13 protein-coding genes are annotated in these 20,127 nt (G+C 50.6%); 12 read left to right on the forward strand and 1 reads right to left on the reverse strand.

Translation table 11 applies throughout. The features are described from left to right. Positions 1-67: 67 nt before the first annotated feature. The 6 genes from PsAD13_RS25770 (at position 68) to PsAD13_RS25795 (ending at position 9,202) form a co-directional block, all read left to right on the forward strand. On the forward strand, positions 68-1,087 hold the full coding sequence (locus PsAD13_RS25770) for a LacI family DNA-binding transcriptional regulator (protein ID WP_208986943.1): 1,020 nt from the start codon (positions 68-70) through the stop codon (positions 1,085-1,087). Positions 1,088-1,640: 553 nt separating this feature from the next. Further along, on the forward strand, positions 1,641-2,261 hold the full coding sequence (locus tag PsAD13_RS25775) for a TetR/AcrR family transcriptional regulator (RefSeq protein ID WP_208986944.1): 621 nt from the start codon (positions 1,641-1,643) through the stop codon (positions 2,259-2,261). A gap of 96 nt (positions 2,262-2,357) precedes the next feature. Then, positions 2,358-3,941, forward strand: coding sequence for an AMP-binding protein (locus PsAD13_RS25780; protein WP_063319918.1), 1,584 nt, complete (start codon positions 2,358-2,360; stop codon positions 3,939-3,941). Positions 3,942-4,011: 70 nt separating this feature from the next. After that, positions 4,012-5,220, forward strand: coding sequence for an acetyl-CoA C-acetyltransferase (locus PsAD13_RS25785; protein WP_063299736.1), 1,209 nt, complete (start codon positions 4,012-4,014; stop codon positions 5,218-5,220). Between the two features lie 11 nt (positions 5,221-5,231). Next, positions 5,232-7,379 carry a 3-hydroxyacyl-CoA dehydrogenase NAD-binding domain-containing protein gene (locus tag PsAD13_RS25790; protein WP_063319919.1) on the forward strand — a complete coding sequence of 716 codons (2,148 nt, stop codon included), beginning with the start codon at positions 5,232-5,234 and terminating at the stop codon, positions 7,377-7,379. 290 nt (positions 7,380-7,669) lie between these two features. Continuing rightward, entirely contained in the window at positions 7,670-9,202 is a 1,533-nt protein-coding gene (locus PsAD13_RS25795; RefSeq protein WP_063319920.1) for a glycosyltransferase family 39 protein, read from the forward strand. Here PsAD13_RS25795 and PsAD13_RS25800 read toward each other — a convergent pair. Continuing rightward, complete coding sequence (locus tag PsAD13_RS25800; RefSeq protein WP_063319921.1) at positions 9,163-10,773, reverse strand: virulence protein; 1,611 nt, start codon at positions 10,771-10,773, stop codon at positions 9,163-9,165. The two genes, PsAD13_RS25795 and PsAD13_RS25800, sit on opposite strands and share 40 nt — an antisense overlap. Positions 10,774-11,533: 760 nt before the next feature. Between PsAD13_RS25800 and PsAD13_RS25805 the strand changes: the two genes are divergently transcribed. The 6 genes from PsAD13_RS25805 (at position 11,534) to pdxY (ending at position 20,118) form a co-directional block, all read left to right on the forward strand. Further along, positions 11,534-12,637: a hypothetical protein gene (locus PsAD13_RS25805; RefSeq protein WP_063319922.1), complete on the forward strand. Its 1,104-nt coding sequence runs from the start codon at positions 11,534-11,536 to the stop codon at positions 12,635-12,637. A gap of 719 nt (positions 12,638-13,356) precedes the next feature. Then, complete coding sequence (locus PsAD13_RS25810; protein ID WP_063319923.1) at positions 13,357-14,613, forward strand: ATP-binding protein; 1,257 nt, start codon at positions 13,357-13,359, stop codon at positions 14,611-14,613. A gap of 95 nt (positions 14,614-14,708) precedes the next feature. After that, positions 14,709-15,290 (forward strand): hypothetical protein, encoded by a 582-nt coding sequence (locus PsAD13_RS25815; RefSeq protein ID WP_063319924.1) that lies wholly within the window; start codon positions 14,709-14,711, stop codon positions 15,288-15,290. Positions 15,291-16,430: 1,140 nt separating this feature from the next. Continuing rightward, positions 16,431-17,831, forward strand: a complete 1,401-nt coding sequence (locus PsAD13_RS25820; RefSeq protein ID WP_063319925.1) for a tryptophanase — start codon at positions 16,431-16,433, stop codon at positions 17,829-17,831. Between the two features lie 82 nt (positions 17,832-17,913). After that, on the forward strand, positions 17,914-19,191 hold the full coding sequence (gene mtr / locus PsAD13_RS25825; protein ID WP_063319926.1) for a tryptophan permease: 1,278 nt from the start codon (positions 17,914-17,916) through the stop codon (positions 19,189-19,191). Positions 19,192-19,263: 72 nt separating this feature from the next. After that, entirely contained in the window at positions 19,264-20,118 is an 855-nt protein-coding gene (pdxY, locus tag PsAD13_RS25830) for a pyridoxal kinase PdxY (protein WP_063293371.1), read from the forward strand. The last annotated feature ends 9 nt before the right edge of the window (positions 20,119-20,127 follow it).

The following is a 20,127-nucleotide window of genomic DNA, read 5'->3' on the forward strand; positions in this document are numbered from 1 at the left end:
AGTCAAAATGTGAATTTCGGTGTCAAGATTGATTGTTTTGATGGCTTAACAATCAAAGGTGATATATATGAGGCGTGGCAGCTGGCAGAATCCGAGTGTGTTGGACATTGCAAACAAGGCAGGTGTTTCGACCGCTACAGTTGACCGTGTCCTCAATAAACGGGGTGGTGTTTCCAAGGTCAAAGTGGGGCTGGTTCACAAGGCACTGGTGGAGCTGAAAGAGCCCGAAGAGGTTGCCTTGGAAAAAGTTTCTCCAATAACCGTTGGGTTGCTGGTGGATTCTGGAACAAGTTTCATTGAAGAGCTTATGGGACTGGTGGATCAGCGCTACGGGGATGATCCCAATGTGCGGTTCAAGCGCTTTTCTTCGCACACCAAAGACTTTGAACCGAGTGTGTTTTCAGAGCGGATGATCTCCTGGGCAAGCAAATATGACGGTATCATTATTGCCGTACGTGAGCATCCTGCCATCACCCGCGCTATTGAAGAAATCAGCGAAACCGGAACGCCGGTGATCTGCCTGACAACAGACCAGCAAAGCCCTAAACACCTTGGTTACGTTGGGATGGACCAGATTGCGGCAGGCCTGTGTGCGGCCCAATTGCTGGGGAAACTCTCTGGCGGCAAAACAGGCGAAGTCTTCCTTGCAACCAGCGCTCATTATCACTGTCAGGAAGGTCGGGAGACTGGTTTCCGGCGGTTGCTGCGCAAGGATTACCCCAATATCGCCATTTCTGAGATCATCAACTCAAACGATGATGCGGAGACCGTCTATCAGTTGTTCAAAAAGCGATTGGATGAAGGCGCAAGGCCACTTGGTATTTACAATGTTGCTGGCGGAAATACGGGCATCGCAAAAGCAATTGGTGAGCTGGGTTCGCCGATCACCTTTGTCGGTCATGAGTTGAACGAAAACTCACGCAAGCTGCTTGAGAATGATCAGATGGATTTCGTAATTACACACGATATGGAAACCGAGCTGAAGCGGTGTGTCAAACTCATTAGGTGGCAAAAGGATTTTCCTGATGGGATTCAACCAGAATACGGGGCTTTACCGCCTGTTTTGAAGACGCGCTTCAACATCTGATGTATTTATGATGCAAATATTTGGATGAATTAGACTACCATTCTAAGGAATGGAATATATTTTCCATGGAATTGTGTGTTTGAATTATCTCAAATCCCAGGAAAAACAACGCATATCCGGCATTTGGCATTCATATTGTGCCCATGTGCAGAGTGGCATCATGGCAGGGTGATCGGATAAGTTCGATCCGTAGTTCTGCTATACGTACTAGCTCTGATGTTATTCACATCAAAATTGAGGTGTCCCCTCAGGCAGTTTGTGTTTGTGCTGTGAATAGTATGCGGCCCTGCTGGTCTCGTTCCCTGATGGGATGAATGGGGCTGCAAGAGTAACAGTCGCTTTGATGAGTGGATGCTCGCTCTTACCTGCTGCTGGGTGCAGGGCATCGTCCCCGCACATCATATGCAAAACAGAGATGCAAGAGTGACCCTCAATTCCTGTCAGTTGCAATCGCCTCCTCTTATTCCTTAGGCTCATTCATTGATGATCTGACGTTTGCGTCATGGACTCACTTCATTTTATTTGCTAAACGTTCAACAATTAAATTAAGTGAATGTTGGCTGATTTGGAAAAGAAGAAGACACAGGCAGAACGGCGGGAGGAATCTGAACGCAAGCTTTTTGACGCGCTGGTGAGCATCATCAACGCAGAAGGTGTTCAGATGGCGACCTGTGAAAGCATCGGCCTGAAAGCGGGCTACAGCCGCGGTCTCACCATTCAACGGCTTGGCAAAAAAGACGAGATGTTCGTCAAGCTGATCGACCGCATGGTGAGCGAGACCGAGGCACACGTCACCCGGCAGATTCCACCGGAGACAAACGCAAGGGAGGCGATCCGGCAGTATATCGACATTCACTTTGAGGATTTGCAGAACAAGCCCAGTTATCAGGCTTATTTCGCACTGATGGCTGGCAGCGTTACAGATTATGCTCTTTTGGGAGATGCGGTGAAACGCGCACACGAGTTCGTAAAGCGGCTGCTTGTCTCTTATCTGGAGCGTGGCAAAGCGGAGGGCGTGTTCCCGCAGGATCTGGATTCAGCCATTCAGGCCGTTTCCATCGGAAGTTATTTGCTTGGGGTCGCGTTGCAGCAAAAACTGCATCCAAGCCTCGATATCACGCTGCTGAAACCGGCAGCGTATTCATTGATACCATCATTGCCTGAAAAACAATAAGCGCCAAAACCAGCGCACCACGAGGAGAACAGGCGTCACATTTTAATACGCACAGCGCACATCTGCGCTGTTCAACCTATGACTTGGGAGGGGATTATGGTTGGAACACATACTGGGGTGCCGGCAGGTGCCATGAATTTTGATATGCTTGTGAACCATCTGCAGAAGGTGGACACCGGCATTCCATTGTTTAAAGACCTTGGTGGTCGCGCCTTCAGCAATCCGCAGTTTGCGAAGCGCACTCGCCAGTTTGCAAAGGGTTTGCAAGACCTTGGCCTTGAGCCGGGCGCCCGCGTTGCCATTCTCAGCCTCAATTCCGCTGAGTATGTGGAAGCGATGATCGGCACCATGATTGCGGGCATGATCTCCGTTCCGCTCAACATCCGCTGGTCTGCGGAAGAGATGCTTTACGCCATCGGCCACTCCAGCATGGAGGCCATCGTTTATGACGACACGTTCTCGCCTATGGTGGCGGCCATCAAAGAGCGTGCGGATAGCCTGAAGCATTTCATCCATGTGGGAGAGAAAGAGCAGCCTGAAGGCACCAAAGCCTATGCGGACTGCCTGAGTGAGCCGATTGCGCTGGAGCTGGACCGCGATGTGGAGACCGAGTGCTTCATGAGCTACACCGGCGGCACCACCGGATTCCCGAAAGGTGTCGTTCACACCCATAGTTCCATGCTCGCCAGTGCCAACATTGTTGCTGCCAACGGCGTTCCTTACCATGACCGGCCTGCGCTTCTGGTCATGCCGCTGTTCCATCTTTCCGGTTATGGCCTGCTGCTGGCTCGCCTCATCCAGAACAAGCCGTCACTGATCGTGCCGATGTTCCGTCCGGATATCGTGGTGGCTGCGGTTAAGAACTTCGACGTCTCGTCCTTCCTCATGGCACCGGCCATGTTCCAGATGCTGATGCACGCTCCGGAGTTTAACTCTGAAGACTTCTTGCGTGTGTCACAGCTTTATTACGGCGCCTCGCCTATTTCTGAGGCCTTGCTGAAGTTGATTCAGGAGAAATTTCCAAAGACCGATCTCATGCAGGTTTACGGCATGACAGAAGCTGGGGCGGCGACGTTCCTTGCAAGGCAATTTCACGAAGGCGAACTCATGCGCTTTGGTGCCGCCGGGCAGGCCGCCTCGCCGCTCATCCAACTGCGCATTGAAGATGAGGACGGCAATGAACTGCCAACCAACACAATTGGTGAGGTGGTGCTGTATTCTCCAGCTGTCATGAAGCGCTATTACAACGCTCCGGACCAGACAGCCGCCGTGCTGCGCAATGGCGGCTACCGCACAGGTGATGTCGGCATGGTGGATGACATGGGTATCCTCTCGCTGAAAGACCGGCTCAAGGACATGATCATCACAGGTGCAGAGAACGTGTACACCGCCGAGGTGGAAAGCGCGATCTCCACGCATCCGGATGTGTCCATGGTGGCGGTGATCGGCATTCCTGACGAGACCTACGGTGAGGCTGTTCATGCGGTGATTGTACCAAAGGAAGGCAAGACCCCGACTTTTGAAGAGATCCGCGCCCACACAAAAGAGCGCATTGCTGGCTACAAATGCCCACGCTCCATGTCGCTGGTAGAGGAACTACCACTCTCTGCCATGAACAAAGTTTTGAAGAACAAACTTCGCGAGCCGTTCTGGGAAGATCAGAACCGCGAAATTGCATGAGTTCAATCGGGGCGACCTGGTTGCCCCGGTCCTTAATCTGTTTGAAGATCACAAGACACGGTAGAAACACATGGCGACGACAGCATACGTTTATGATGCGATCCGCACTCCGCGTTCCAAAGGAAAGCCGGATGGATCCCTCAACGAAGTCAAACCAATCAATCTGGTGACCACCCTGCTCTCCGAGATGCAAGGCCGACACGACCTCGATACTTCCCGGGTGGATGATGTCGTGATGGGCTGCGTAACCCCGGTGCGCGAACAGGGCGCTGTTTTGCCAAAGATCGCCCTGCAGAAAGCGGGCTGGGACCAGACCGTGGCTGGCGCTCAGGTCAACCGTTTCTGCGCCTCTGGCTTGGATACCTTCAACACCGCCGCAGCGCGTATTGCATCCGGCTGGGAGGATATGATCTGTGCAGGCGGATATGAAAGCATGAGCCGCGTGCCCATGGGCACTGATGGTGGACCGTTCAGCGAAGACCCTGAAACCGTGCTCGCCACGGGCTTCGTGCCACAGGGCATTGGTGCAGATCTGATTGCCACCATTGAAGGCTGGAGCCGTGACGATGTGGATGCAACAGCCGTTGCCAGCCAGCAGCGGGCAGCGCACGCACGCGATAGCGGTTGGTTTGACAAGTCCGTTGTGCCGGTCAAAGACGAGAACGGCATCATTGTTTTAGAAAAAGACGACTTCATCAAGCCGAAAACAGACATGCAGACCCTCGGCTCCCTGCGTGCAAGCTTTGAAAAGCACGGGGCAATGGGCTTTGATGCTGTTGCTCTGGCGCGCTATCCGGAAGTTGAAAAAATCAACCACGTCCACACTCCAGGCAACTCCTCCGGCATCGTGGATGGAGCGTCCCTGATCCTGCTCGGCAGCGAACAGGCCGGTAAGGACATGGGTCTGACACCTCGCGCCCGCGTGCTCTCAGTTGCTGTGACGGCGTCTGATCCAACCATCATGCTCACCGGACCGGGACCAGCTTCCAAGAAGGCACTGGCCAAGGCTGGCTTGACCATCGACGATATTGATTTGGTTGAGATCAATGAGGCTTTTGCCTCCGTCATGATGCGTCTGCAGAAGGACCTCAATGTACCGGACGAGAAGCTGAACGTGGTTGGCGGTGCGATCGCCATGGGTCACCCACTGGGCGCAACCGGCGGCATGCTGGTGTCCACCATGATTGATGAGCTGGAACGCAGGAACCAGAAGCGTGCCTTGATCACCATGTGTGTTGGTGGCGGCATGGGCATCGCGTCCATCGTTGAGCGCGTATAACGGGGAAGACCATGTCTGAATACACTTACGAAAAAGACGCCAGCGGCATTGTTACAATCACGTTTGACTCAGCTGGCAAGTCCGCAAACACCATGACCCGTGCCTGGTTTGAAGGCATGAAAGAGCTGATGGCCAAGCTGTCCGCTGAAGAAGGCCTTTCCGGTGTCATCATCGCCTCTGCCAAAAAGACCTTCTTTGCAGGTGGTGATCTGGAAGAGATGCTCCACGGCAGTATGGACCCGGAAGATATCTTCGCCTACGTGGAAGAGATGAAAGCCCCGCTGCGCCAGCTGGAAAAGCTGCCAGTGCCAGTGGTTGCGGCCATCAACGGTGCCGCGCTTGGTGGGGGCTTTGAGATTTGCCTCGCCTGTAACCACCGCATTTTGCTCAACTCTCCTAAGGCCGTTGTTGGCCTGCCGGAAGCGACACTCGGCCTGTTGCCGGGTGCTGGCGGCGTTGTCCGCCTCACCGCAAAGCTGGGACTGGAAGCAGCCCTGCCACTGCTGGCAGAAGGCAAGCAGCTGCGTCAGGAAAAAGCGCTGAAAGCCGGTTTGGTGGACGAGCTGGTTGATATGCCGGAAAAGCTGATCCCAGCTGCAAAGGCATGGATCAAAGCCAACCCTGAGGCCGCTGTTCAGCCGTGGGATCAAAAAAGCTTCCGCTATCCAGGTGGCAATGCGGAAAGCGCCAATGTGCGCATGGTGGCCGCGATGGCGCCAACCATGCTCTACAACAAAACGCGTGGCCTGATGCCAGCACCTGAAAAGGTGATGGACATTGCCGTCAATTCCATGCGCATGGGCTTTGACAGCGCGCTGCGCAATGAAAGCCGTGGCTTTGCGACTCTGTTACGCTCTACCGAGGCTCGCGCGGCGATCACCACGTTCTTCTTCGGCATGCAGGCCATCAAGTCCGGCAAGGTTCGCCCGCAAGGGGATGCCTGGAAGGCAGGCAGCTCCGCAATCCTCGGCGCTGGCATGATGGGTTCTGGCATCGCATGGGCACATGCAAGCCGTGGTCTGCCAACCACACTCAAGGACATGAGCTTAGAGAATGCTGAAAAAGGCAAAGGCTACTCCGTAAAACTGGCAGACAAAGCCATCAAACGGGGCCGCATGGATGAGGCGAAGAAGGAAGCTCTTCTTGGCTGCATCACTCCGACAGATAGCGATGACACCTTTGCAGGCACCGACATCATCATCGAGGCGGTCTTTGAGGATATTTCTCTGAAAGAGAAAGTTATCCCTGAAACCTACAAGCAGCTTTCTGATACCGGTATCTATGGCTCAAATACCTCGACCCTGCCGATCTCCATTCTGGCGGAAAGCTGCCCTGATCCGACCCGCTTCATCGGCCTGCACTTCTTCTCGCCGGTTGATAAAATGAAGATCGTTGAGATCATTGTCGGCGACAAAACCAGCATCGATACCCTGCGCAAAGCCTATGATTACGTGCAGCAGATCGGCTACCTGCCAATCGTGGTCAACGACAAGCGTGGTTTCTTCACCAGCCGTGTGTTCGGCACCTATCTGGATGAAGGTCTGGCTCTGATGCGTGATGGCATGAGCCCGGTTGCCATTGAGCGTGCTGCGTGGAAAATCGGCATGCCGGTTGGTCCGCTGGCCGTGCATGATGAAGTCTCCATGGTTCTCACCAAGAAGATCCACGAGACCCACATCGCGCTGGATAAACGCCTTGGTGTTGAAGATGGCTTCCCGGCAGATGACAGCTCCAACGTAAAGGTTGGCCAGTCCATGGTGAACATGGGCCGTGGTGGCCGTCATTACGGCGGTGGTTTCTACGAGTACGCTGGCGATGGCTCCAAGAAACTGTGGGATGGTCTTTCCCAGTTCAAAGAGCGTGATCTGAACGTTTCCATGCAGGATGCGGAAGATCGCATGATGTACCGTCAGGCCATTGAGACCCTGCGCTGTCTGGATGAAGGCGTGCTACGCACAGAGGTGGAAGCCAACATCGGCTCTATCTTCGCCATCGGCTTCCCGGTACACACTGGCGGTGCTCTCCAATTCATCCACGGCATCGGCCTTGAGGCCTTCAAAAAACGTGCTGACGAGCTGGCAGCAGCTTATGGCCCACGTTTTGAAGTGACCGAAAGCGCGCTCAACAAACTGCGCAGCGAAAAACTCGCAGCTGCCTGAGCTTAAGCCGACTTAACAACAAGCCCGCGAAGCCATCGTTTCGCGGGCTTTTTTGTGTGCGGTTGCCTGCCGTTGATCCACGCGTCATCTCTGCACTGATAAAAATACGACATACTCTTCAGATTAACTTCAGGCTCACAAGGAAGAAAGGCATTGGAGGTGGAGAGAATGTCTGAGTGTTGTTGAGTTGCCGTGAGACTGCCTGTTGGCATTGCGGTTGACCTGACTGTGCCCGACCCTCTGTTCCCCATCCTAAGAATAAGCGATGTAACCTGATCATGAGGCAGCTGATGATTGACAGAACCGTCACACCAGCCCGTGTTGCCATTGTTGTTTTTATTATAGTTTTTTCTGCAGTGCTCGCCCGATTTTACGGGGCTGCCATGTTGGGTCTGGGCGTTGATGAAAGCTACATGGTTGTCATGGCCCGACTTCTGTCTCTCAGCTATTTTGACCATCCTCCGCTGACCTTCTGGATTGTCCATGTGACCGCTTGGCTGACAGGCTCTGAGGCAGGCTTTGTGCTCCGCACGCCCTTCATCGCCATGTCGGTTGTATCCACGCTGCTGTTGTACCAGCTGACCGCCCGCTTCTACGGTGCGAAGGCGGGGGCATGGGCGATTGCATGGTTCTCCATCTCCCCGTTTTTCCTTCTGTCGGCTGGAAGCTGGATCGTACCGGATGGGCCCATGATGCTCTTCTTGTTGGTTGCAGCCAGTGCACTGGCACCACTGTTGGAGACCACAACACCACACATAAGCAAGATGCGTTGGGGAGTTGCCGGACTGGCATTTGGGTTGGCGCTGCTTTCAAAATACATGGCGGTTCTGAGCGGAATTGGTGTCTTGCTTTTCCTGCTCTCCAACAGAACAACACGGCCCCTGCTCCATAGCTCAGGCTTATACATTGCCGTGGTGATCGCGCTGCTGGTCTTCAGCCCGGTCATCTACTGGAACGCAGTGAACGGCTGGCAGTCCTTCGGATTTCAGCTCTCACGTTCAGTCTCTTCCAGTGACTTTGAACCTGTGGTGCATCTCATCAATTCCGGACGCATGCTGTTGGGACAACTGGCCTATCTTCAACCGGTTACGCTGATTGTGTTCCTATGGCTCCTGCTGAGGCACTTCAGATCAGCTGAGAAAACAAGAGCCGATCGATATCTCCTGTGCCTTGCGATTGTTCCGATCGTGGTTTTCAACGCGGTGGCTTTGCTTTCCAGAAACACGCTTCCCCACTGGCCTATGGCTGGATATCTGTTCCTCTTCCCTCTCTTGGGGAGTTGGTTCGCCAGCCTCAAACCAACTGGTGCAGCAACCGCAAAACGTGCGTTTGCGGCATCCGCAGGGGTGATCCTCACTGTCGTGGTGCTGGGCGGACTGCATTTTAAAACGGGAATTCTGACGCGTCCGCTGGCGTCTGCTGCCCGTTGGGATGATACCATCCGCGCTATGGACTGGTTTGATGTGAGGGAGGCTCTCCACCGCCGTGGTTTCTTGCAGGCTGATGAGCCCAGGCTGATTTATACGCTGAACTGGATTGACGGTGCTAAGATTGCTTACGCACTTGGCGATCAAGCGCATGTCAGAGTACTGGGCAGTGATCAGCGTCATTTCGGGCTGTTGCGAGAGCTAACAAGTGATCCGGAGCGCAAAGTGCTCGTCGCGGGGCTTCTCCCCATTGATGACTGGGAAGAGAGACTGCGCAGAGTTCATGCAGCACTGGCCGGATCGTATTGCTCGATCACCCCCGATGAGCCGATTACGATTAACCGGGGTGGCTTACCCTATCGGGCACTCTTCTTGCTCTCAGCCTCTTCCTGCTGAGAGGCTGGGCTCTTTTCAGGGGCCTCTGGTTTGTAATCCTTGTTGGTGAGAGCCTGATAAAACGGCTTGCTCCTCAGCATCTTTCGGTTCTCTTCGAGCTGGTCTTCGTCGTCCACACCAACACCGCGCGAGCCTTCTTCATTGCGGAAGGTTGCAAAGCTTAAGCCTTCGAGGCCGGCATCTGAATCCGGGTTCTTGCCCGGTTGAATTCCAGCGGCTGCCAGTTCCTGTTCCAGCAGTTTCAGGAAAAAACCAAAGTCCTCAGCGCCATCAGGATAGCTGGTGTCCTTAGCATAAGGATAAAGCGTGATCTGTGCGCCCTGGGTGACCCGATCGAAATATGCTTTTTGCTCTGCTATTTTTGCTTTGGCCTCAGGCGTATCAGCGGAATACTTCTCCTGATCATCTTTAATCGCTGCCACCGCTCCGTCCATATTGGTGACTTTGAAAGAAAGGAAGGGGTTATCCGGTGAGAGCAAAAGTGGCGTCAGAATGTTTCCAGCTTGTGCCAGTTGATCCATTTGGACACTCAAATGAATCTTGTTACCGGCTTTCTCGTATTCGCCGCTATCAAGAACGGACCTGCCGTCCTCTCCTAAAGGCTCAAACTGGGTAAAGATTCCATCATGGTCGGCATTGTTGATCCGGTGATCGGGGTTTTTGAGCAACTCTCTTTGGGCCGATATCTTCTCCCTGCTCCGTGCGTACTCTTCTCTATCCGTGAATGGGATCTTGTGCTGCTCTTCATACAATCTATTCAGTTCAGTGAGTACTTCCTGAGCCGCAGCCACTGAGTTACCGCCGGTATAAGCCCGTACGGAAGTTTCCTTGCGCGGTTTTTGTGTTTCCTTTGACGGTACTTCCTTGAGCGTCAGCTCCAGCATTTCCAGATAGGTTTGCAATGCTAGAAAGGTATCCCGGCTGTCCTTGATTTCGCCAGCTTTCAGCTGTGCCTCTGCTTTATCTGCATTGGTTTTGATGAGCCCGGCCAGTCGAGGAGCCTCCTCCTGACGGCCCTGTGAGAAGCCCTCCAGGTCAAAACTCGCAAGGAACTTCAAACGGGCTCTGATATCTGCCAGTTCTTGCTTGCGATGCAGCAGCACACACGCGGAATCAACACCGCGGGCATAAGTCTCCTCGATCTCTTGCAGAGTAAGGTTTGCATTGTCCAACACATCCTCTGCAGCATCGACATTCTGCAGCTTGTTCAGATCAGTCGCTTTGTCCAGAATACCCGCTGTCTTTCTTACGTAATTATCGAAGATTTCAAGATCACGGACATCCTTGAAGGTATTCCGGCGCTTCTTGTAGGCCTCAAATTTAGCGCGGACTTTTTTGATTTCCGGCGACAGGTCCGGGATTTGGGGCTCTGGCGGCATATGGTTCCCGGCCGGGCCGTCAACGTGCTCTGTCGGCTCTCCATTGGGAACGCCTTGCGGGCTGGAGCCTTCAACCGTGGTGCCCTGCACACCATCCATGTTGATACGAAGAATTTCAGAGACAGAATGGATCCACTCTTCTGCTTTCTGATCACCGGAAGTGTTGTCCGTTTCAGGGTTGTTTTTGGGCATCCATAGGCTCCGTTTCGCACCGGGAGAACACCGCTATTTTGGAGTATCCCGCAGGTAAGCCAACTATCGCAGTGGTTTCAGAGCGAATGAAAAGTCAATGGAAACGATAAAATATCGGGATATCTGATTGTCTGGATTGAGCTGGCAATTCCTGCTTGCACACGGCTTTAGCTCATCGGTCCAGGCTCTGGCCGTGATGTGTGCCCAACGTAAACCCCGGCAGACACATAAAAAAACAGCCCGCGCTGGAGGCTTGGCGAGCTGTTTTGAAGCAAGTGACTTAGAATATAGTCCAGTCTAAGGTTCATCTCTGCTTGATATAGATTTCAAGTATAAATACAATAAGTTATGCAATATCCATTCTAATATTCTCTTCCCCCCATAACAGTTAAAACATAGCTGGATCTCATTTCGGCTTGCTCAAACCATCTGCTCAATGACCCGTCAGCTGAGGTAAATAATCTCGCCATGGGGCCACGAAAAACACAGTGTTTGTTTTGAAATGCGATCAGCTTACCTGCAAGATTAAGAGAAACGCGGGCCTCCAACCATTCCCCAAATGGGGGCTTGCAGAAGAAAAAGAGCACACCTCCGACAGATACCCGGCGTGTTCTGATCCTTCGATTAATAGGCCTGCCTCACCTGTGTTACTCTGCAAAAGCTATATACCACCTAAATCCTGTTTGATATTTATTGTCACTACGCTACGGTAACTGTATCGAATATTTAAGGAATCATTGCTGTTTACACATTTAGAGGCATGGAAAAGAATTTTGAACTCTTTCTCACTCAGTTATATGAGTCTGTAGAGCACCCCGATCTGTTTGAGGACGCCCTCACCACGGCCAGTGACATGCTGGGAACATCTGGCGTTCACCTTTACACGTATGATGCTGCAAAACCTGAGGAGCGTCTCAACTATGTGGCGCGGATTGATACCGCATTCGAGCTTGAATACACCACAGACTATTTCCCCCATGATTACCGAATAGAGCGGGTTCACAAATCTCCCTATGGACAGGTGATAACCGATGCGGAGATAACGACGGAGCATGGGTTGAAAACCAACCCGGTCCACCAGTTGCTCCCCAAATATGAGGTTTATGACCTTATGGGGACGAACCTGACCAAGGGCGATAACTTCGGCTGGTTTGGTGTGTCTTCCCTCAGGGCCGGAGATGGCTTCACACCTTTGCAGCGGAAGATGTTTGAGCGCATGATACCGCATGCCAGCCGGGCTCTGCATTATCGGCAAAGGGTCAAGAGCCTTGAGATGAAGCTGTCGTTGCAAGACCGCGTTGCCGCAGAGCTGCCATTTGGCCTCATCGTCTTTTCACAGCATACCATCAGTTCCATCAATCCAGAGGCTCTTGAGATTCTGGAGTACGGGTTTTTGAAGCTGAAGAAAGCAGGCCTTGCCTGTGCTGATCGTAAGCACAACAGAAAACTGGCAGAGGCGCATGTCAGCGCCCTTCACGGTGGCCTGCCCCTGTTGAAGCTGACGGATGAGCGATCCGGCATAACCTATCTGATCCAGATGTTTAACCCAAAACCACAGGCGGCAGGTGGAGCTGTTGAGGCCGCGCAGTATCTGGCGGTGAAGATCATGATGACGGGTACTACGGAGCAGGCAGATCGTGCTGTGCTGGAGAACATGGCAGATGCCTTCCGGCTCTCAAAAGCTGAGACAAATGTGATCTGCGCCGTCCTCTCCAGCCAGTCCCTGCAAGCCTACTCAAAAAGCCGCTCCGTCCGGCTCGACACCGTCCGCAAACAACTCAGAAGTGCCCTTTACAAAATGAACATCAACTCCCAAAAACAACTCTTCCAGCTTTATGAAGTCTTCCGATCCTTCTCGCGGTGAGTTGCTTTTCGATGAGACAGCTCCATTACTTGGGATAGGTGCTTCCCAGTGCCACCCATAGGCAAACTCCAACCTGCTGTTTCTTGGGAGAATTGGGAGGTGCCGACAAAAAAACAGTGGCTCGGCTGGTCTCACAAAAAACACACCAACCGACAATGCAAAAGCCTCTCCCAAAGCCAGCAGGACCGCGATGCTTTTGAAAAGAAACTAAGGTTTCTTGGCTGGCACGTTGCTTCAGGGAACGGAGAACACCCCCCACCACCGACGGGTAGCCCTCCTGACCCCATAAAACACGAGCACCCGGAAAGACACATCACGCCAACATCCGGACACTCAGTGCCAAAGTGCGGTGGGGTCGAGAATGTTGTATGATTGTAAGAGGCGATTAGAGGTGGCTACTTAGCTAATTATGCAATCCAGTAACTAACCAAGGGAGAATGTGAGAAGTATTCCCAATTTGTTAGCCTGTGCTACGTGGCAATAGCTTATACAGCAGGTTTACTCGATTTTAACGACAGGACTTTTAGTCGCGATGCGTCAGCATGAAGAAAGCTAATATCTCACTTGAAACAATAAGTGAACACTTCAATCAATGATTGTTTGTTTGCAAAGGATTGAAAGGGCTTTTGTATTATGTTGAAAGTAGTTACCATTTTATAAAATGATAGCTACTACGTATTCCTTTGGAGTTGCATTGGCTTCAACCAGAAGAGCTTAATATGAAATTTAAATTTAAAGATCTTGGCTTTATTTCGAACGCTGAGTTGGAGATGGGCGATCTGACTATAGTTAGTGGTCCGAACAATACCGGGAAAACATATTTAAGTTACGCGATATACGGATATTTGAGGTCCTTTCTCGAACACTCTGTCTTCTCTGTAGATGATAAAATCATCGATGAGTTGATAGATACTCAGGAAACGATCATTGATCTATCTCACTATCAAGAGTTGATAGATGATTATGTATCTGGAGCAAATGAATCGTTTTCTAGCGATCTTGATTCATTCTTCAGTGTTCCTGAGGGTTTTTTTGAAAAATCGGAAGTTAGCCTAGAAATAGACGATAGTGAGTTCAATACAGACAATAAGTTTAATTCAGGAGTGCGTAACAGGAGAGGTTTCTCGGTTCTATTCACTAAAGAAAAAGGTGATAGTAATCTGATTATTACATGTGAGGGGGATTTCAAAAAGAACATTTCAAAACCAGGATTGAAAGCACAAATTTCAAGAATGATTGCGAAGTCGATTTTTGATCAAGGATGGGGAGCTCCATTTGTTGTTACCTCTGAAAGAACAGGTGTAGCATTATTCTACAAAGAGTTGGATATCAGTAAAAACAAACTACTCTCACATATCGCAGAATCAAAAGAACTAGATCCGATTGAAATGCTTAATAGCATGAGATCGAGATACGCTACTCCTATTCAAGATAACATTGATGTAGTTCGAGATTTCGATCAGATCGTAAAATCCAAGAGCTATTTGCGGCGAAATGCTAATACTTATGCACCTGTATTAGATGCGCTTAAAGATTTGGTTGCTGGGAGTTTTAAGAACAGTGATGGAATGCTTCAGTACAAACCTAGAAGGAGGAATAGTCCCCAAGTTCCCCTTTATGTGGCTTCCTCATCGGTCAAATCTTTATTCTTGATCGATCTGTATATAAATTACATTTCTCTTCCTGGTGGCTTGTTAATTATTGATGAGCCAGAGTTAAATTTACATCCTGATAATCAAAGAAAAATGGCGCGACTTATCACACGCCTCGTAAACTCAGGTGTCAAAGTTCTGATTACTACACATAGTGATTTCCTAATCAGAGAGTTTAATAACTCTGTAATTCTGAGTAATGATTTTGAAGATAAGCAAAAAGTTATGAAGAAACATAAGTATATAAGTGAGGATATTCTTAGCCCAAAGCAAGTTGAAGCATACTCGGTTTCAGATAAAGGCATCCTGAAAAAGAGAGCGTGACTGATGAAGGGATTGATATACATATATTCGATAACTTGATCAAAAAAGCAAATCAAATTTCCAACGAAATATACTTTCATGCAGGGGTTTGAATATTGCTTACTGTTCTTCCTAATCTCGTGAATCCGAATGTTCGACTTCATCCATCTGGCCGAAACAATGAGATTATAATAAAGGAAAGTGGTGATGACTCAAAAATTAAAGAGTTAGCCATCCAAGATGTCCCCACGAGTGTGTTTGCATTCGAACTAGATTTTTGTCCCGCAGCAGCAAAAGATAAAAGTCGTTACCAGCAACTTTCTTGTTATGTAAATCCGGATGATGGCTCAGGGGTTAACAAGAGTTGCGATTTTGTGGTCGTCTTCAAATATAAATCAAAATTGAAAGTTTTACTTGGTGAGCTAAAATCTGATGACATCAGAGACGCTAAGAAGCAACTGAAAAATTCTGAGTTATTCTTAAAGTATCTGATTTCCTTGGCGAAGACATTTCATGATGTTACAGAGACGACGGTTGAGTTTCGTCATCTCGTTCTTAATACCAAAAGGCGCCCGATGGAAAAAGGGCCAATTGGTAAAACTGCACGGAGCAATTGGCACGTTGATCTTGGCTTCTTGCATATTAAACCCAATGCGCACAAAAAGGCAGTCATCAAATTCTTTGATATGCCAACATAAGAGGAATTGAGTTTTGGAGCGCTGGCCCACCTTCCCTTCTGCGCCGCACAATGAAATCCTTAAAAAACGGAGGAAAACACGAAAGAACGCAAACGAACGCGTTGCTATGCGAGGCTAATTGCTGAGTGGGTTTCATGTATGGTGGGTTCTGGTTTTGGCCGTTGAGAAAGATTTTTACCTGGTGAGTAAGGAAGTTATCAACTGGCGCGGCAAAGGGCTGAGCTGCTGGCTGGGGAGGATAAGTGCGAGAGTGCGCAATTTTCTTACGGGGATAACGTGGTGGCTGCCAAAAAGTGTCGCAAAGAGAGGTTCCACTGCAAATAACTTGGAATAATTGCTCTCTGTGAAATTTAACAGGAAAGAAATCTCTGAGATATCAAGAGTTCGTGGCGGTGCTCGTGTATCTGCTATTGATTTATGCGCTTCACTCTTGGGCGTCTTCAGGCGGTTTTGCCTTAAAGCCCCGCAAAAAATCTTGCTTTGAAGGGGAATATAAGAATTTACAAAATTATTTACTGTGTGACGTCGAATATTACAGCGTCTGTTAATGCCTCATGAAGTCTATACTGACCTTTATACTTGTTCTAGGGGCAACCCCGTAGGAAAGACGTAGAATAGCTGCTTGACACATGGGTAAATGTGGTTTCATATGCCTTTGCTATCACATGATATGCAGTAAAGATGAGGAATAGGCCATGAGCCGGTCAGTACTGGTTCTTCAGTATCGCAATAAAAAGAGTTTGGCATGGTTTACGCAAGATGTTCGTCTTGCCTATGACTTCCCAAATGTGTGCGTATAAGCCTACAGGCCCATCAGTCCCTTTAAAAATTTGAATGTTTGACGCCCAATCTACTTGGAGTAACGGGTAAAGTACATCTACCCTTGCGCTTTATCGGGCAAAACTACTCACACCGTCTCTGACAGTGAACGGGTGAGCTGCGTCTTACTTTCAAATCTGGTGACTGCTGCCGCAAAATACAAATTCCAAGATAACCGCCTGTAATTTCAGGTGCTTGAAAACTTTCGCGCCCAATGGTTGGAGAGCGACCCAACTCGTGCGCCGCTGCGTGTTCCCAAAGGTGGGAGCCAGTATTTGGATAAAGAATGCGCAGTAAAAACATGACGTAAGGACTAGAACAATGAAACGTATCCCTGAACCGTTCCGCATCAAAATGGTTGAGCCAATCAAAATGACCACTTTCGCAGACCGCGAAAAGGCATTGGCTGAAGCAGGTTACAATCCATTCCTGCTCGCAAGTGATGACGTTTACATCGATCTGCTGACAGACTCCGGCACGGGCGCCATGTCTGACTACCAGTGGGCGGGCATGATGATGGGTGATGAAGCCTATGCCGGATCCCGCAACTTCTACAACCTCAAAGAAGCTGTCCATCACTTCTTCCGTTATGAATATATGGTGCCAACCCACCAGGGGCGTGGTGCAGAGCAAATCCTGTTCCCGGCGCTGATCCGTCGCGCCAAGGAAGTGCGTGATGCAGACAAGCACGTGTTCATCTCCAACTACCACTTCGACACCACGGCCGCGCACGTAGAGCTGAACGGCGGCGAAGTCGTCAATGTGGTAGACGAACGGGCTTATGACACAACCACTTACTACGACTGGAAGGGTGACTTCGATCTTGAGAAGCTGGAAGCGTCGATCAAGGAAAATGGTGCGAAGAACATCACCGCGATCATCACCACAGTGACCTGTAACAGCTCCGGCGGTCAGCCAGTTTCCATGGCCAACATGCGGGCTGTTTACGAGATCGGCCAGAAATACGATATTCCGGTTGTGATCGACTCCGCCCGTTACTGCGAAAACGCGTATTTCATCAAGCAGCGCGAGGAAGGCTACGCGGATAAGTCCATCACCGACATCATCCGCGAAATGTACTCCTACGGCGATATGCTCACCATGTCCGCCAAGAAAGACCCGCTGGTCAACATCGGCGGCATGTGCGCCATCCGGGAGAAGAAAGAGCTGTTCCAGGCCGTCCAGACCCTCTGCGTCCCAATGGAAGGCTTCGTAACATACGGGGGATTAGCCGGTCGCGACATGGAAGCGCTGGCACGGGGTATGCATGAAGGTGCGGACGAGAGCTTCCTGCACTATCGTATTGGCCAGGTTAAGTATTTAGGCGATCGTCTCGTCGAAGGCGGCGTGCCAATTCAGTACCCAACCGGTGGTCACGCGGTGTTCGTAGACGCGAAGAAGATCGTTCCGCACATCCCGGGAGACCAGTTCCCGGCGCAGGCTTTGTGTAACGCGCTCTATCTGGAATCCGGTGTACGCCCAGTTGAAATTGGCTCATTCTTACTTGGCCGCGATCCAGCCACCGGCCAGCAAAAAGAGTCACCACTGGAACTCATGCGCCTAACAATCCCACGTCGTGTGTACACCAATGACCACATGGATTATATCGCGGATGCTCTGATCAACGTTGCGAAAAATGCGAAGGATATCAAAGGTTTCGACTTTGAATACGAGCCATCTGTGCTTCGTCACTTCACTGCACGTTTGAAGCCAATCAAATAATTTGGCAACTTGGGAGGCGCTGCTCTGTGCCTCCCTTCTTTCCTCACGGATATAACAAAACTACTTCACGGGAGAGAAGTAAATGTCTGAGGGCACACAAGTCGGTGGTTTGGGAAAATCCACTGCAACAATCAGTCCATCCTTCCTAGGCGGGGCTATGATCATCGCCGGCACAGCAGTCGGCGCTGGTATGTTTTCCGTTCCAACCGTTAGTGCTGGTATGTGGAGCATCTGGGCCATTCTGGCTCTGGCCTTTACCTGGTTCTGTATGCTGCATTCCGGCCTTATGATATTGGAAACAAACCTGAATTATCCGGTCGGATCCAGTTTCGATACCATGGTGAAAGACACCCTTGGGACTGGATGGAACACCGTAAACAACATTGCCGTTGCATTTGTCGGCTACATTCTCTGCTACGCTTACATTTCCGGTGGCGGGTCCATTGTGGTTCACACACTGGATGCAACATTGGGTGTTGCACCTCCGCAGATGTTGGCTGGTCTGATCTTTGCTCTGGGTCTGGCGTTCTTTGTCTGGTGGTCTACCAAGGCAGTTGATCGCATCACAACCATCCTTCTTGGTGGCATGATCATCACATTCTTCATGTCTGTGACTGGTTACACCTTCAACATGAAGGCTGCAGTCTTCTTAGACAGCGACAATAATATGGGAATGGGGAGTTACTTCCCGTATTTGTTCGCAGCAATGCCGTTCTGCCTGGCTTCCTTCGGGTATCACCACAACGTACCAAGCCTGATGAAGTACTATGGCAAGGAGCCAAAGAAGATCTTACTCTGCCTTGGTACAGGCACTTTCCTTGCATTGGTACTTTACATTGTCTGGCTGTTTGCCACATTGGGCAACATCTCACGAGCTGATTTTGGCCCAATCATTGAACAGGGTGGTAACATCGGCGTACTGGTGGAAGCTCTTGGCCGTGCAGTGGAAAACACCTCTGCATCCAACATGTTATCCGCATTTGGTAACATGGCTGTGGCCAGCTCCTTCCTGGGCGTCGCGCTTGGTTTGTTCGACTTCTTGGCGGACTTCCTGAAGTTTGATGACAGCCCTGCAGGTCGTGCGAAAACCGCAGCTGTGACCTTCGTTCCTCCGTTGATCGGTGGCATCTTCTTTCCAGATGGTTTCATCATCGCGATTGGCTACGCTGGCCTTGCAGCAACAGTCTGGACGGCGATCGTCCCTGCTCTGATGGTACGTGTCAGCCGCAAGAAATTCGGCAATCCTCAGTTCCGCGTTTGGGGCGGCGAGGCTCTTGTCTGGGTGGTCTTTGGCTTCGGCATTTTGGTTGCCGTCAGTCACATTCTGGGAATGTTCAACGCACTTCCAGTCTATCCATAAGCGCCGAGAATGGCATGACGCTCTGCTGGGGCTCGCGGTTGTGAGCCTCAGTTCCGATACGAGGTATTTGAAATGAAAGGCATACTCTCCATCCAATCCCACGTGACATATGGCCATGCTGGCAACGGCTGCGCTGTATTTCCGATGCAACGTATGGGGCATGAGGTCTGGGCTATCAACACCGTCCAGTTTTCAAACCATACCCAACATCCGCAAGGTTGGACCGGACAGGCCCATGATGCCAAGCAGATCTCTGAAATCTTTGAGGGTCTGGCAAAACTGAATGTCCTCTCTCAAATCAAAGGTATTGTAACAGGTTACCTTGGTGGCCCTTCTCACTGTGACGTCATTGTTGACATCGTGAAGGAAGTCCGGCGGCACAATCCTGAGTGTCTCTACTTCTGTGATCCGGTGATGGGTGCGCCTGACAAAGGCTGCATTGTCAGTGAAGGTGTTGCCGAGTTGCTGGTGAGCAAGGTGATGCCGATTGCGGATGTGATCGTGCCCAACCAGTTTGAACTTTCACAGTTCATTGGTGAGCCGATCGAAACACTGGAACAAGCAAAACAAGCATGCGCTAAGGCTATGGAAATTGGACCTAAAATGGTTCTGGCCAAGCATTTGCACAGCGTTTCTGATGATGCCTTCACCATGATGTTTGCAAGTGAGCAAGGCAGTCATCTGGCACAGCGTCCGCACCTTCCGTTTGAACGCCAACCGGTTGGCGTCGGAGATCTAATCACATCTGTATTTGCCGCTGGTTATCTAAATGGTCTTTCTGAAGTAGAAGCATTCCAGCACTGTAATAACGCGGTGTATGGCGTGCTTAAAACCACGCAGGAAAAAGACGAGTGGGAGCTGCAAACTATTGCGGCGCAACAGGAATTCGTCTCACCATCTGAACAGTTCCACTTAACAAGCCTATAAAACTGGAAA

The organism is Pseudovibrio sp. Ad13 (assembly GCF_001623225.1).
Lineage (GTDB): Bacteria > Pseudomonadota > Alphaproteobacteria > Rhizobiales > Stappiaceae > Pseudovibrio.